Raw genomic sequence first — 11,106 nt, 5'->3', positions numbered from 1 at the left:
TTTGAACAGCAGCAGAAACAGAAACTGCGAGGCGTCTAGCAAACTAGGGGCTATTCAGGCACGCACGATCGGATCGCTTCCCTACGCCAAGAAAATCTCAACCCTTTGTTAACCATACAGCCTACCCCCCTAAAATTCCCCCATAAAAACAATGGTCCCGAGTTGGGACCGGCCTCAATACCCCCTTCCCCTCTTTACAATCCCTGCCTAAACTCACTTCAAACCCTTAAAGAAAGCAGCGCAGATGCCCGCCATGCCCCCCGCTGCGATGATCGGTGTAATCGGCGGCTCCGGCGTCTATCAGATCGACGGCCTCGAAGGCGCAAGCTGGGTCAAAGTCAGCACCCCGTGGGGCAAACCGTCAGATGAAATCCTCGTCGGCAGGCTCAACGGCACGCCGATGGCCTTCCTGCCCCGCCACGGCCGCGGCCATGTCCACACACCCACCTCTGTGCCCTACCGCGCCAATATCGACGCGCTGAAACGCCTCGGCTGCACCGACGTGATCGCGGTTTCAGCGGTCGGATCTTTGCGCCCCGATTACCAGCCCGGCGATTTCGTGCTGGTCGATCAATACATCGACCGCACCTTTGCGCGCGAGAAAAGCTTCTTCGGCCCCGGCTGCGTCGGCCATGTCAGCATCGCCCACCCCACCTGCACCCGCTTGGGCCAAGCCTGCCTGCAAGCCGCCCAACAGGCGGGCATCAAAACCCACCCCAGCGCCACTTATCTCGCGATGGAGGGGCCGCAATTCTCGACCCTCGCCGAAAGCCGCCTTTATCGCAGCTGGGGCGCGGATGTGATCGGCATGACCGGGATGCCAGAAGCCAAACTCGCCCGCGAGGCCGAGCTTTGCTACGCCTCGCTTGCCATGATCACCGATTTCGATTGCTGGCACCCGGATCACGGCGCGGTCGATGTCGCGGCGGTGATCCAGACCCTGACCGCCAACGCAAGCGCCGCCCGCAATCTGGTCGCCAACCTGCCCGCCCTGCTGCCAGATCACCCAATCTGCCCGCATGGCTGCGACCACGCGCTGACCTACGCCTTGATGACCGCGCCCGACAAACGCGATCCAGAACTGCTGGCCAGACTCGATGCCGTGGCGGGCCGCGTGCTGACGACGGACGCGACCTAAAGATGCCCGACGTCAACGTGCCCGAGCCGAGAATGAAAGTGCTACTCTTGGGGGCCGACGGTTTCATCGGCCGACACATTGCCTTCCATCTGCGTGCCCAAGGCGTGCATGTCATCGCCCAAGCCCGCAACCCCGCCCGGCTGAAACGCATGGGCTTTGCCACGCTGCAAGCCGATCTGAGCGCGCGTGCCACCCACTCCCCGGCGTTCTGGCAGCCGCATCTCGATCCGCAAACCCATATCATCAACGCCGCTGGTCTGCTGACAGGCAGCGCCGATACCTTCAAAGCGGTGCATGTCACCGCCCCCAGCGCCGCCTATGCCGCCCGCCACCCCGGCACCCACGCCCTGCTGATCTCGGCCATTGGCATCGAGGCCGACACCCCATTCTCACACTGGCGCCGCCAAGGCGAAGCCGCCGCCCGCGCCACCGAAGCCACCATCCTGCGCGCAGGACTTGTGCTGGCCGATACCTCATACGGCGGCTCGTCCCTGATCCGCGCCCTTGCTGCCCTGCCATTCTGCACCCCGGTGATCGGCAGTGGCGAGCAAGCCTTCAACCCGATCCACGCCGCCGACCTTGCCGCCATCACCCTGCACTGCCTGCACGCCCCGCCCGGTCCCGGCGCTTGGCAGATCGGCGGCCCGCAAACCGTCAGCCAGATTGGACTTGTGCGCGCCACCCAAAGCTGGCTTGGCCTGCCGCAACACCGCCCCCTGCATATCCCGCTGCCCCTCGCCCGCCGCTTGGGTCAGATCGGCGATGCGCTGAACATCGGCCCGATTTCCGCCACCTCGGTCGCTCAACTAGAGCAAGGCGTGCTCGCAGACCCCAGCCCGCTGCTCAACCATCTTGCCCTGCCGCCAGAGGCCACGCCCCGCGCCTTCACCGCGTTTCTGCAAACCCGCCCCGCCGGCACGCAAGATCTGTGGCAAGCCCGGCTTTACCTGCTGAAACCGCTGATCCGCCTGACTTTGGCGGCGCTTTGGCTGGCCTCGGCTGCACTTGGCCTGCTGACCCCCAGCGCGCAGTACCTGCCGCTGATCAACCTGCCCGGCCCGCTTGCCATCACACTGGCCTACACCACCGCCGTCGCCGATGCTGCCATTGGCCTTGCCCTGCTGCGCAACTGGCGGCCCAAAACCACCGCCCTGCTGCAAATCGCCATGGTGCTGGGCTACACCACCGGGCTCAGCCTGATCGCCCCCGGCTTGTGGCTGGACCCTTTCGGCGGGCTGCTGAAAAACCTGCCGATCCTTGCCCTGCTGCTGACCCACCTTGCCCTGACCGAAGAGCGCTAAGGCGGCCTGCCTTTGTCTTGAAACACATTTCCCTCAAGGATCGAGGCGAAAAATGTTGCTTTCTTGTTTGGAAAAAACGCAAAGCCCTGTGATGGACCCATATCTGACCGCCCGCTGGCTGCACATCTTATCGTCAACCGTGCTGTTCGGTACCGGTATGGGCACTGCGTTTCAAATGGTCTGGGCCATGCGCACCGGCAAAGTTGAAACCATCCATTCTGTCGCCTCTGGCGTTGTTATCGCCGATTGGATTTTCACCACGCCCGCAGGGGTGATCCAACCTTTGAGCGGCCTCTGGCTGATCCACCTTGCCGGCTATGATCTGACCGAGCCGTGGCTGCTGGCCACATACGCGCTCTATATGCTCGCCTTCCTGTGCTGGGCCCCAGTGGTGATCCTGCAACTGCGCATCCGCGATATGGCAGCCGCAGCGCTTGCCAGCAACATGCCCCTGCCCCACCGCGCCCATCGCTATTACCGCATCTGGTTCGCCTTGGGCTGGCCCGCCTTTGCCGCCCTTGTCGCGGTGTTCTGGCTGATGGTAAACAGACCCGGGTTCTAAGGGAAAAATGATGAAAACCGTCAAAGACTATATCCGCACCATCGTCGACTTCCCGCATGAAGGCATCCTGTTCCGCGATGTCACCACCCTGTTCGCCGATCCGCGCGGCTTTCGCATGTGCGTCGACCAACTGCTTGCCCCCTATGCCGGGATGCGGATTGACAAGGTCGTCGGGCTAGAGGCGCGTGGTTTCATCATTGGCGGCGCTGTTGCGCACCAGCTTTCCACAGGCTTCGTGCCGATCCGCAAAAAAGGCAAACTGCCGGGGCAAACCATCGCCCAAGCCTATACGCTGGAATATGGCGAGGCGGTGGTCGAGGTCCATGACGACGCCATGCAACCGGGTGAAAAGGTGCTGCTGGTCGATGATTTGCTGGCCACGGGCGGCACCGCCGAGGCGGGTATCAAATTGATTGAACGCTTGGGCGCGCAAGTGATCGGCTGCGCCTTTGTGGTCGATCTGCCCGATCTGGGTGGCCGCAAAAAGCTGGAAGCCATGGGCATGGACGTGCACGCGCTTTGTGCGTTTGAGGGGCTGTAAACTGAACCCAACCACCGAACTCAACCCAAGTCGCCCCGGACTTGATCCGGGGCCTCCTGCTTAGGGCGAGATCGCCTGCCAGATCGAAACCCGCGTCAGCGTTAACGGCCTGTTTACCGAATCATTCTAAACCAAACCTACTAAGGCCTACCCAGCCTTAGGGTGACGCTGCTTGCAACACGTGACCCACCCAACCCCAGCGCCCTGTCGGTTTTCCGGCAGGGCGTTTCTTATGATCAGGATGAACTTGCAAAACCTGACGTCTGATTTTGCTCGCTTTGGGTGTCAAAGATTGGCTCAAACCCGCCCCAAACCATGCGCTGGCCGTCAAACGGCATCTCGGGCATGTCGTTCCAACGCGCGTCGGTCTGCATTTTCGCCGAGGCCGCTTCATAGGTCTGCTGATCTGGCCATTCGATCCACGAAAACACCACCGCTTCATCAGCCGTCGCCAGAACGGCACGCTTGAAGTCGGTGACTTTTCCGTCGGCAATCGTCTCGCTCCACGCCTCGACCACACGCAGCGCACCGTATTCCTTAAAGATCGGTGCCGCCGCCCGCGCCGAGTCGATATAGGCCTGCTTTTTGGCCTTCGGCACTGCGATCAGAAATCCTTGGATATAGCTCATGATTGGTCCTCCTGGTTCGCGATGATACCAAAGCAACCGCCAAATCCGCGATACGTTCCGACGCCCCGCATCAGATGGCCGATTTCCGCCGCTGCCGCCTTACGCGCGCAGCACCGCCCCCGGATTCATAATGCCCAACGGATCCAGCGCCGCCTTGATCGCCCGCATCGCAGCAATCTTGCCCGGATCACCATAGCGCTCCAGATCATCGACCTTCAGCCGCCCCAAACCATGCTCGGCGGACATCGAGCCATCCAGCTCGGCCACAAGATCATGCACGCAGGTTTTCACCGCATCGCGCAGATGCTCGTAGTCTTTCCGGCTGCGCCCGAATGCCGGGAACACATTGTAGTGCAGATTGCCGTCGCCCAAATGACCAAAGCAATTCACCCGGAAATCACCCAAAGCCGCCAGCCTTGGCCCGCCCTTGGCGATGAACTCGGCCACCATGCCCAACGGCACCGAGATATCATGGCTGCTGACCGCACCGATCATCCGGTTGGCTTCCGGGATCGCCTCGCGAATCCGCCACAGCCCGGCACGCTGGCCTTCGGATGCCGCAATCACCCCATCTGACACCAGACCCGCCGCGAGCCCTGCCTCAAACAGCCCGCTCAGATGATCTTCTGCACTGCCAAAACCGGCTGGCAGGCCAATCTCGATCAGCACCAGCCACTCCGCCATGCCAATCGGCGATTTCACCTCGGGAATTTTCTCGGCCAGAAACTCCAGCCCCATCCGCCCGATCAACTCGAACGCGCTGACCATGCCCGACAACCGCTCTTGCGCCAAAGCCAGCAGCTTTAACGCAGCCGCAGGGCTTTCCACCGCCAAAAGCGCCGTGCCAACCACCTGAGGCTGTGGGAACAGCCGCAGACTAGCGGCGGTGATCACGCCCAAAGTCCCCTCGGCCCCGATCAGCAAATGCCGCAGATCATAGCCGGTGTTATCTTTGCGCAAACGCTTCAAGCCATTGAAAACGCTTCCATCCGGCAAAACTGCCTCGATCCCCAGACACAGATCGCGCGCATTGCCGTAACGCAAGACGTTCAAGCCCCCGGCATTGGTCGACAAATTGCCGCCAATGCGACAGGTGCCTTCTGATGCCAAAGCCAGCGGAAACACCCGCCCCGCTGCGCTTGCATGACGCTGCACATCGGCGAGGATCATCCCGGCCTCGACCACCAACACATTTTCATCCGGGTAAACCCCGCGCACCGCCGCCATCCGCTCCAGTGACAACACCAGCGGCGCAGGTCCCTCTGACATCAACTGTCCGCCGACCAAGCCCGTGCCGCCACCCCAAGGCACCAGCCCAACGCGCGCTTCCGCGCAAGCCCGCACGATCACCGCCACCTCGTCCACCGTCCGAGGCAGCGCTACCGCCCCCGCCAGACCCTGCCAACGTCCGCGCGGCTCTTCCAGATAGCGCGGCTCGGGCGCATGCAGGCTGCCTTCGGGCAACAGCCCGCGCAGATGGTCGACAAAGGCGGTATCGGCAGGGTTCAGCATCATCAAGTCTCGCAAATTTCAAACAGTAATCGTGCGCGCCAAGGTCGCAATCGCGGTGGTCGAGGTCTGGTTGCGCGCCGTTTTCACCATGGTCAAACCGCTTTCCAGCTTGATCGCCAGCACAGATCGGCCAATCCCGTTCGGAGCTAGCAGATAAACCGCCTTGTCAGTAAACAAGATTTGCTCCCCATTCGCCGCATGCGCCGACAAAGCGGCAACAGCACTGGCCGAGGCTGGGCTGGCGAGGAAATAGGTATGCACCGCAGCCCCATCCGCAGCCCCCTGCGCCTTGTAGGGGTTGGCCTTCAGGATCGCGTCATATTCGGCCAGCGTCATCACAAACATCGGCGGCGCAAAACCGAAACGCTGCTTCATCGCGGCCGTTATCTTCGACTCGACCCCCTCCACGCCCGGATCAAGATAGACCACATTGCCGCTTTGCAGATGGGTGTGGACTTGCTGAAGCCCTTGTTCCAGCAGCATTTGCCGAAACTCTGGCATCGGCAGGCGGTTCGCTCCGGCCACATTGACGCCGCGCAACAGCAGGACTTTGACTTCGCTCATGGGGATCTCCACATCAGACCCCACCCGCTCCGGCGTAGGGCTACCCCTGCGAAACAGCGGTCTATCCTACGTCCGTGCGACCACGCCGGTCGTTCCGTAAGTTGGCGTATAGCACATGGTTCCGCCAGCGCCCGTTGATTTGCAAATAAGATTGCGCAACGCCCTCGTATTTGAAGCCGGATTTCTCCAGCACCCCACGCGAGGCGATATTTTCCGGCAAACACGCGCTTTCGATCCGGGAAAGGTCCAGCTGCGCAAAGGAAAAATGCACCAAAGCCTGCACCGCTTCCTTCATATAACCCCGCCGCGCAAAATCCGCCCCGATCCAATAGCCCATCGTGCCAGCCTGCACCGGGCCGCGGCGGATGTTGTCCAGCGTCACCGCGCCCAGCAATTGATTGTCCTCACGCCGGAACATCAGCATCGGCAAGGCGGTGCCAGTCTGTTCGGCCCGCCCCGCCCAATACACCCGATTGGTAAACGCCTTGCGCGACAAATGGTCATGCGCCCAAACCGGCTCCCATGGTCGCAGATGCTCGATCGAGGCTTCGCGCAGACCTGCCCAAGCCCGGTAATCCGCATGCACCGGCAGCCGCAGCGTCATACGCTCGGTCTCAACCGTGGGGCGGCGGCGAAACGACAGCATTATGCCGCCAAACGCTTGCGAATATCCTCTAACGAGGGGGCGGCTTCGACCGGGCCATACAAAGCCAGCGCCGCATCAGCGCCCGCCAAATCGCCCGCATAGCGCCGCACATCGGCCACCGTCACCGCGTCAATCCGGGCGACAGCCTCATCCACGCCCGGCACCCGGTCATAAATCGCCAGCAACCGCGCGATGCGTTCAGCGCGGCTGGAGGGGCTTTCCAGCCCCATCAGCATCCCCGCCTTGATCTGCGTGCGCGCCCGCGCCACCTCGGCCTCGGACATATCATCCGCCGCGCGCTTCAACTCGTCCATGGTGATCTGGGTCAGCTCGCCAATTTCCTCGGCTGACGTCCCCGCATACAAAGTGATCTGTCCGGCATCCTCATACGCCCCCGACTGCGCGAAGATCGAATAGCACAACCCGCGTTCTTCCCGCACCTTCTGGAACAAGCGGCTCGACATGCCACCGCCCATCGTCATCGCATAGACCTGCGCGGTATAGACGTCCGGGTGCCGATAGCCGGGTGCGTCAAACGCCATCGCGAAATGCACCTGCTCCAGATCCTTCACCTCGCGGCGCTCCGATCCCTTGAAACGCGCCGCTTGGAAAGTCGTCGCAGGTTTGGCCTTCATGCTGCCAAACATCGCCTCGGCTTGCTTCACAATCGCATCGTGATCGACCGCGCCAGCGGCAGCGAGTATCATCTGCCCCGGCCCGTAATGCTCAGCCACGAAACCCTGCAAATCCTTGCGGTTGAACGAAGAAACCCGCTCTTCCGGCCCCAGAATCGTGCGGCCAAACGCCTGATCCGGATAAGACGCCTCTTGCAGCCAATCGAACACGATATCATCGGGCGTATCCAATGCCTGCCCGATTTCCTGCAAGATCACATGCCGCTCAACCTCGATTTCCTTTTTGTCAAAGGCCGGGTTCAGCACAATATCGCCAATCACATCCAGCGCCAAACCGACATCGGCCTCAAGCACCCGCGCATAATAGGCGGTCATCTCACGGCTGGTATAGGCGTTGATGTAACCGCCAACATCCTCAATCTCTTCAGCGATCTGCAACGAAGTCCGCCGCTTGGTGCCCTTGAAGGCCATATGCTCCAGAAAATGCGCGATGCCGTTTTGCTCTGGCCGCTCGTGCCGCCCGCCCGCCATCACCCAAATCCCGGCGCTGGCTGACAGCAGCCCCGGCATATGTTCGGTGACGATGCGGAACCCATTGGGCAGAGTGGTCAGGCGAAGTGTCAACGGGCAATCCTTTCGCGGATCAGGGCCTGCAGCGCGCCCAGATCATTCGGAACACGGGTGACACGTTCCGGGCGGTCAAACAAGTCTGCCATGCGCGGCGGCAAGTTTGGCCGCACGCCCATCGCGGATTCCACCGCATCAGGGAACTTCGCAGGATGCGCTGTGGCCAGCGTGATCATCGGCGCGGCGCCCAGATTTTCCTCGGCCACCTTCACCCCAACGGCGGAATGAGGGCAGAGAACTTCGCCCGTCTCGGCAAAAGCGCGGGTGATGGTGGCAAGCGTTTCGGCTTCCGAACAGCGCCCCGAAGCAAACGTCTCGCGCAGCATCCCCATCGCACCTTGCGAAATATGGAAACCGCCCGCTTTCAATTCGTCCATCAAAGCCGAAATCGCCGCCCCATCGCGCCCGTAAGCATCGAACAATGCCCGCTCAAAGTTAGACGAGACTTGAATATCCATCGACGGACTGATCGAAGCCGTCACCCCGTTCTGCACATAATCCCCGGTCTTCATCGCCCGGTTCAGAATGTCGTTCTGGTTGGTTGCGATCACCAGCTGCTCAATCGGCAAGCCCATCTTGCGCGCGATATAGCCCGCGAAAATGTCACCGAAATTCCCTGTCGGCACGGTGAAGCTGACCGAGCGCTCCGGCGCACCCAAAGCCACCGCCGCGTAGAAATAATACACCACCTGCGCCAGTACTCGCGCCCAGTTGATGCTGTTCACCCCCGCCAGCCGCACGCCATCACGGAAAGCAAAATCGTTGAACATATCCTTCACGCGGGCCTGACAATTGTCAAAATCGCCGTCCATCGCCAAGGCATAGACATTCGCCTCGGCAGGCGTCGTCATCTGGCACCGCTGCACATCACTGACCCGGCCATGCGGATACAGAATGAACAGATCGACATTCGCCAGACCCCGAAACGCCTCCATCGCCGCCGACCCGGTATCGCCGCTTGTCGCGCCAACAATGGTGATCCGATCGCCGGTCTTGGCCAAAGCCGCCTGCATCATCTGCCCGATCAACTGCATGGCAAAGTCTTTGAACGCCAAAGTCGGGCCGTGAAACAGCTCCAACAAGAAATGGTTCGGCCCCAGCTGCACCAAAGGCGCGCGCGCCGCATGGCTAAAGCCGGCATATGCCTTGGCAATCAACCCCTTGAATTCTGCATCCGTGAAAGTCGATCCCAGATACGGCCGCATCACCCGAAACGCGACATCCTCATAAGACAGACCAGCCATCGCCGAAATCTCAGCCTTCGACAACACCGGCACCACTTCCGGCACATAAAGCCCGCCATCGCGCGCCAGGCCCGTCATCATCGCTTCGCTGAAATTCAGAACCGGAGCCTGTCCCCGCGTTGAGATATACCGCATCGTTTCCCCCTAGATTTGCCGCCTGATACGCCAGACCAGCGCTGCTGTCATCACCGCCCACACGAACGCCAGCGAAAACCAAGTGATCGCATAGCCCCAATGGTCATTGGGGATAGTCGAAGTATCGACCGGCATCGCCTCTATCCCGTCACCTGTTGGCGCCCTAGCGACAATAAATGTCGGCTCTGTGTGCAAAATCTGCGCCATCGCCACCGCATCGCGGGCAAACCACAGGCCGGTTTTGGCATCGGGGGGTGGAGTATATTGATTGGAATCGCGCGGCCACATCAAGTTGCCCTGCACCGTCACATCGCGCACATGCAGCGCTTTATGCTTGTCGTCATCGGTCAGAAAACCGCGATCCACCAGCAAACGCCGCCCATCCGCCATTTGCAGAACCGAGATCACCTGCACCCCGGCCCCCACCATTGGCTGGCCCGACAGCACATACAGCGTCTCACCGGTGAACCGCCCCGCGGCGATCACCGGGCGGTAGCGGTCGCGCTCGGGGTCCAAAACCTTCGGCACCACCACCGCAGGCTCAGAGATCCCCGCCGTCATCTCATCCAACTGCACGCGCTTTTCATACATGCGCGACACCTGCCAGATGCCAAGGCTGCACAGAAAACCCACACCCGCCAACCCCAGCAGCAGCGCAGACATAAGACGGAGTTTCATCAGCAAACCTTGGAACGAAAGACGCGGGCCACGACGGGCCCGCGCATTATCTTGGTATTCAGACCTTAGTGGCCGCCCCAGATGTAAACGGCTGCAAACAAGAACAACCAGACCACATCAACAAAGTGCCAATACCAGGCCGCCGCCTCGAAGCCGACATGCTGTTCAGGCGTGAAATGCCCCTTGTAGGTGCGGATCAGGCAGATCGCCAAAAAGATCGTTCCGATCACCACATGGAAACCATGAAAGCCGGTCGCCATGAAGAACGTCGCCCCATAAATGTTGCCAGCAAAGCCAAAGGCCGCGTGGCTGTATTCATAGGCTTGGAAGAAGGTGAACAGGATGCCCAAAGCGATGGACAGGATAAGTCCCTGCTTCATCGCTTCGCGGTTGTTATTCTCATGCACCAAAGCGTGGTGCGCCCAAGTCGCCGCACAGCCCGAGCACAGCAGGATCAGCGTGTTGATCAGCGGCAGGTGCCACGGGTCGAACAAAACGATGCCTTCCGGCGGCCAAACGCCATCCACCAGCGGCGTCATCGGCCCCATCGGATACATCGCATGCTTGAAGAACGTCCAGAACCACGCCGAAAAGAACATCACTTCCGACATGATGAACAGGATGAAGCCATAGCGCAGCCCGATCCGCACAACTGGGGTGTGATCGCCCGTCTGGCCCTCATGCACAACTTCCGACCACCAAGCGAACATGGTGTAAAGCACGCCCGCAAAGCCGATCAGCCCGACGAAAGGCTGCGAGCCGTGCATCCACAGCACCGACCCGAACAGCATGATGAACGCGCTGACCGAGCCGAAGAACGGCCAGATCGACGGCGGAAGAATGTGGTAGTCGTGGTTCTTGGCGTGGGCCATGATGGGTTCCCTCGGTTTTCTT

12 protein-coding genes are annotated in these 11,106 nt (G+C 61.0%); 4 read left to right on the top strand and 8 right to left on the bottom strand.

Annotated features, from left to right (window positions below; translation table 11 throughout):
- The first annotated feature begins 244 nt into the window (after positions 1 to 244).
- The 4 genes from QQJ98_RS19665 (at position 245) to QQJ98_RS19650 (ending at position 3,542) form a co-directional block, all read left to right on the top strand.
- On the top strand, positions 245 to 1,138 hold the full coding sequence (locus QQJ98_RS19665; RefSeq protein WP_284326988.1) for an S-methyl-5'-thioadenosine phosphorylase: 894 nt from the start codon (positions 245 to 247) through the stop codon (positions 1,136 to 1,138).
- 32 nt (positions 1,139 to 1,170) lie between these two features.
- Entirely contained in the window at positions 1,171 to 2,439 is a 1,269-nt protein-coding gene (locus QQJ98_RS19660; RefSeq protein WP_284326987.1) for an SDR family oxidoreductase, read from the top strand.
- A 91-nt stretch (positions 2,440 to 2,530) separates the two neighbouring features.
- A complete protein-coding gene (locus tag QQJ98_RS19655) occupies positions 2,531 to 3,001 on the top strand; it encodes a DUF2269 family protein (RefSeq protein ID WP_284326986.1) in 471 nt (156 codons plus the stop codon).
- Positions 3,002 to 3,011: 10 nt separating this feature from the next.
- Positions 3,012 to 3,542: an adenine phosphoribosyltransferase gene (locus QQJ98_RS19650; RefSeq protein WP_284326985.1), complete on the top strand. Its 531-nt coding sequence runs from the start codon at positions 3,012 to 3,014 to the stop codon at positions 3,540 to 3,542.
- A 236-nt stretch (positions 3,543 to 3,778) separates the two neighbouring features.
- Here QQJ98_RS19650 and QQJ98_RS19645 read toward each other — a convergent pair whose 3' ends face one another.
- The 8 genes from QQJ98_RS19645 to QQJ98_RS19610 form a co-directional block, all read right to left on the bottom strand.
- Positions 3,779 to 4,171 (bottom strand): DUF1428 domain-containing protein, encoded by a 393-nt coding sequence (locus QQJ98_RS19645; RefSeq protein WP_284326984.1) that lies wholly within the window; start codon positions 4,169 to 4,171, stop codon positions 3,779 to 3,781.
- Between the two features lie 99 nt (positions 4,172 to 4,270).
- Entirely contained in the window at positions 4,271 to 5,683 is a 1,413-nt protein-coding gene (locus tag QQJ98_RS19640) for an FAD-binding oxidoreductase (RefSeq protein ID WP_284326995.1), read from the bottom strand.
- A gap of 18 nt (positions 5,684 to 5,701) precedes the next feature.
- Positions 5,702 to 6,247 (bottom strand): DUF1697 domain-containing protein, encoded by a 546-nt coding sequence (locus QQJ98_RS19635; protein ID WP_284326983.1) that lies wholly within the window; start codon positions 6,245 to 6,247, stop codon positions 5,702 to 5,704.
- A 61-nt stretch (positions 6,248 to 6,308) separates the two neighbouring features.
- Entirely contained in the window at positions 6,309 to 6,893 is a 585-nt protein-coding gene (locus QQJ98_RS19630; RefSeq protein ID WP_284326982.1) for a GNAT family N-acetyltransferase, read from the bottom strand.
- Positions 6,893 to 8,152 carry a M16 family metallopeptidase gene (locus QQJ98_RS19625; RefSeq protein ID WP_284326981.1) on the bottom strand — a complete coding sequence of 420 codons (1,260 nt, stop codon included), beginning with the start codon at positions 8,150 to 8,152 and terminating at the stop codon, positions 6,893 to 6,895. Before QQJ98_RS19625 ends, QQJ98_RS19630 begins: the two co-directional genes overlap by 1 nt.
- Positions 8,149 to 9,534: a threonine synthase gene (thrC, locus tag QQJ98_RS19620; protein WP_284326980.1), complete on the bottom strand. Its 1,386-nt coding sequence runs from the start codon at positions 9,532 to 9,534 to the stop codon at positions 8,149 to 8,151. Before thrC ends, QQJ98_RS19625 begins: the two co-directional genes overlap by 4 nt.
- A 9-nt stretch (positions 9,535 to 9,543) precedes the next feature.
- The gene (locus tag QQJ98_RS19615; protein ID WP_284326979.1) at positions 9,544 to 10,212 is read right to left on the bottom strand and encodes an SURF1 family protein; all 669 of its coding nucleotides are present in this window, start codon (positions 10,210 to 10,212) and stop codon (positions 9,544 to 9,546) included.
- Between the two features lie 65 nt (positions 10,213 to 10,277).
- Positions 10,278 to 11,084 (bottom strand): cytochrome c oxidase subunit 3, encoded by an 807-nt coding sequence (locus tag QQJ98_RS19610; RefSeq protein ID WP_284326978.1) that lies wholly within the window; start codon positions 11,082 to 11,084, stop codon positions 10,278 to 10,280.
- Positions 11,085 to 11,106: the final 22 nt, after the last annotated feature.

Source organism: Cypionkella aquatica, assembly GCF_030161095.1.
GTDB classification, from domain to species: domain Bacteria; phylum Pseudomonadota; class Alphaproteobacteria; order Rhodobacterales; family Rhodobacteraceae; genus Cypionkella; species Cypionkella aquatica.
Note: the sequence above shows the minus strand (reverse complement) of the source record. Positions and strands in the feature narration are given on the sequence as shown.

Excerpts from the sequence above, each read along its gene's own strand:
- QQJ98_RS19665 (WP_284326988.1), top strand. The coding sequence starts at position 245 with ATGCCCGCCATGCCCCCCGCTGCGATGATCGGTGTAATCGGCGGCTCC.
- QQJ98_RS19660 (WP_284326987.1), top strand. The coding sequence starts at position 1,171 with ATGAAAGTGCTACTCTTGGGGGCCGACGGTTTCATCGGCCGACACATT.
- QQJ98_RS19655 (WP_284326986.1), top strand. The coding sequence starts at position 2,531 with ATGGACCCATATCTGACCGCCCGCTGGCTGCACATCTTATCGTCAACC.
- QQJ98_RS19650 (WP_284326985.1), top strand. The coding sequence starts at position 3,012 with ATGAAAACCGTCAAAGACTATATCCGCACCATCGTCGACTTCCCGCAT.
- QQJ98_RS19645 (WP_284326984.1), bottom strand. The coding sequence starts at position 4,171 with ATGAGCTATATCCAAGGATTTCTGATCGCAGTGCCGAAGGCCAAAAAG.
- QQJ98_RS19640 (WP_284326995.1), bottom strand. The coding sequence starts at position 5,683 with ATGCTGAACCCTGCCGATACCGCCTTTGTCGACCATCTGCGCGGGCTG.
- QQJ98_RS19635 (WP_284326983.1), bottom strand. The coding sequence starts at position 6,247 with ATGAGCGAAGTCAAAGTCCTGCTGTTGCGCGGCGTCAATGTGGCCGGA.
- QQJ98_RS19630 (WP_284326982.1), bottom strand. The coding sequence starts at position 6,893 with ATGCTGTCGTTTCGCCGCCGCCCCACGGTTGAGACCGAGCGTATGACG.
- thrC (WP_284326980.1), bottom strand. The coding sequence starts at position 9,534 with ATGCGGTATATCTCAACGCGGGGACAGGCTCCGGTTCTGAATTTCAGC.
- QQJ98_RS19615 (WP_284326979.1), bottom strand. The coding sequence starts at position 10,212 with ATGAAACTCCGTCTTATGTCTGCGCTGCTGCTGGGGTTGGCGGGTGTG.
- QQJ98_RS19610 (WP_284326978.1), bottom strand. The coding sequence starts at position 11,084 with ATGGCCCACGCCAAGAACCACGACTACCACATTCTTCCGCCGTCGATC.